Annotated in this window: 2 protein-coding genes; one reads left to right on the top strand and one right to left on the bottom strand. The window is 74.6% G+C overall.

Annotation, left to right across the window (positions count from 1 at the left end; all coding sequences use genetic code 11):
* Positions 1–23: 23 nt before the first annotated feature.
* Entirely contained in the window at positions 24–698 is a 675-nt protein-coding gene (locus ABZ885_RS40935) for a CBS domain-containing protein (protein ID WP_360200263.1), read from the bottom strand.
* A gap of 396 nt (positions 699–1,094) precedes the next feature.
* On the opposite strand from ABZ885_RS40935, the gene ABZ885_RS40940 reads away from it, so the two are divergent.
* Complete coding sequence (locus ABZ885_RS40940) at positions 1,095–1,475, top strand: STAS domain-containing protein (protein WP_360200265.1); 381 nt, start codon at positions 1,095–1,097, stop codon at positions 1,473–1,475.
* Positions 1,476–1,525: the final 50 nt, after the last annotated feature.

Raw genomic sequence — 1,525 nt, forward strand, 5'->3', positions numbered from 1 at the left:
GGCGCGGACGCGGTCGAGCCCGGTCAGCCCGCCGGGTGCAGTGCGGCGGTGTCGTCCGTCCGGTAGTCGAGGCGGTTGGTGACCGCGACCACGCCGTCCACACCCCGGCACAGCCGCTCCACCACCGGCAGCAGGCTGCGGCGGTCGACGCGGCCTGCGAGCGTCACCTGCCCGTCGGCCACCCGGACGTCGAGCGAGTCCGGGGAGAGGCCCAGGGTGCGGAGGAGGACGTCGCCGCGGATCTCCTCGCGGATCGCCCGGTCGTGGCGCAGGTAGACCCGCAGGAGGTCGCCCCGGCTGACGATGCCCACCAGGCGTCCCGCCTCATCGACGACCGGGAGCCGCCTGAGCCGCTTGCGCTGCATCAGACGGGCCGCCTCGACCACGGTCCACTCGGGCCGGGCGCACACCGCCGGGGAGGTCATCAGCCCGCGGGCGGTCGTCGCCCGGCTCCTGGCCCGCTCGTGGGACGACAGCCGTGGGGTGATCAGCAGTCCTGCCGGGTCCTCCTGGGCGGCCTCGTTGAGGAGCAGGTCGCCCTCCGAGACGAGGCCCAGCGGCCGGTCCTGGTCGTCGAGGACCGGTACCGAGCTGATGTCGTGCTCGGCGAGCAGCCGGGCGATCTCCTTGAACCCGGTGTCGGGCCCCACGTGCACAACGGCGGAGGTCATCAGCTCTCCGACGATCCGGTGTCGCATCCCGGCTCTCCTCTCGTTCGCGGGCGGTCCCGGTCGGGCCGCCGGTCCCCTTGCTCCGGGTACGTCAACCTTCGCCTTCCCGGCGGACGTTGCGAAGGGCCGTTGGGGTCCAGCGGGACCGGGACCTTCAGCCCGGCACGGTGCGCGCTCCGGACCCGGCTTGCACGGCCGGCCGGTGACCCTCGGGCGCCGGCCCGGAGGGAACCGGGACCACCGGCCCGCCCTGCCGGGACGACCGGATCTGTCCCGCGGCCCACGGAGCCTGGTTGGCTTCGCTGCGGCGCACGGCGCAGGACGGATCCGCCGAACCGGGCGCCCGACGAGACGTCCGAACGAGGAGACCTCCGAGCGGAGAGACCTCCGAGCGGGGAACGAAGAGCCTTGGAGAGGCAAGCGATGAGCACGACGGCCGGGACAGTGACGGCGGCGTCGGACCCGATCACGGACAGCGTGATCCTCTCGGTCACCCGCGACCCGGTGGCCCGATCCACCACGGTGCGACTGCGCGGCGAACTCGACGCGTTCACCACGCACAGCCTGGTTCCGGCGCTGCTCGGCCTGGCGTGCCACGACGACCGGGAGCTGGTGCTGGACCTCTCCGCGGTCGGCTTCTGCGACAGCGCCGGGGCGTGCGCCTTCCTGCGGCTCGACCGCCGTCTCGCGGCCGGTACCCGGCTGCTGCTGCAGGGCGTCCGCCGCCAGCCCGCGCGGGTGCTGCGGCTGCTCGGCCTGCACCGGGCGGTGCCCTGCGACTTCGGCTCCCCGGCCCGTCCCTGAGCGGACGCCTGATCCGGCGCGGCCGCGTCCGGCGTCCGCTCAGGGACGAC

Source organism: Kitasatospora sp. NPDC047058 (assembly GCF_040643935.1).
GTDB lineage: Bacteria > Actinomycetota > Actinomycetes > Streptomycetales > Streptomycetaceae > Kitasatospora.

Excerpts from the sequence above, each read along its gene's own strand:
- ABZ885_RS40935 (WP_360200263.1), bottom strand. The coding sequence starts at position 698 with ATGCGACACCGGATCGTCGGAGAGCTGATGACCTCCGCCGTTGTGCAC.
- ABZ885_RS40940 (WP_360200265.1), top strand. The coding sequence starts at position 1,095 with ATGAGCACGACGGCCGGGACAGTGACGGCGGCGTCGGACCCGATCACG.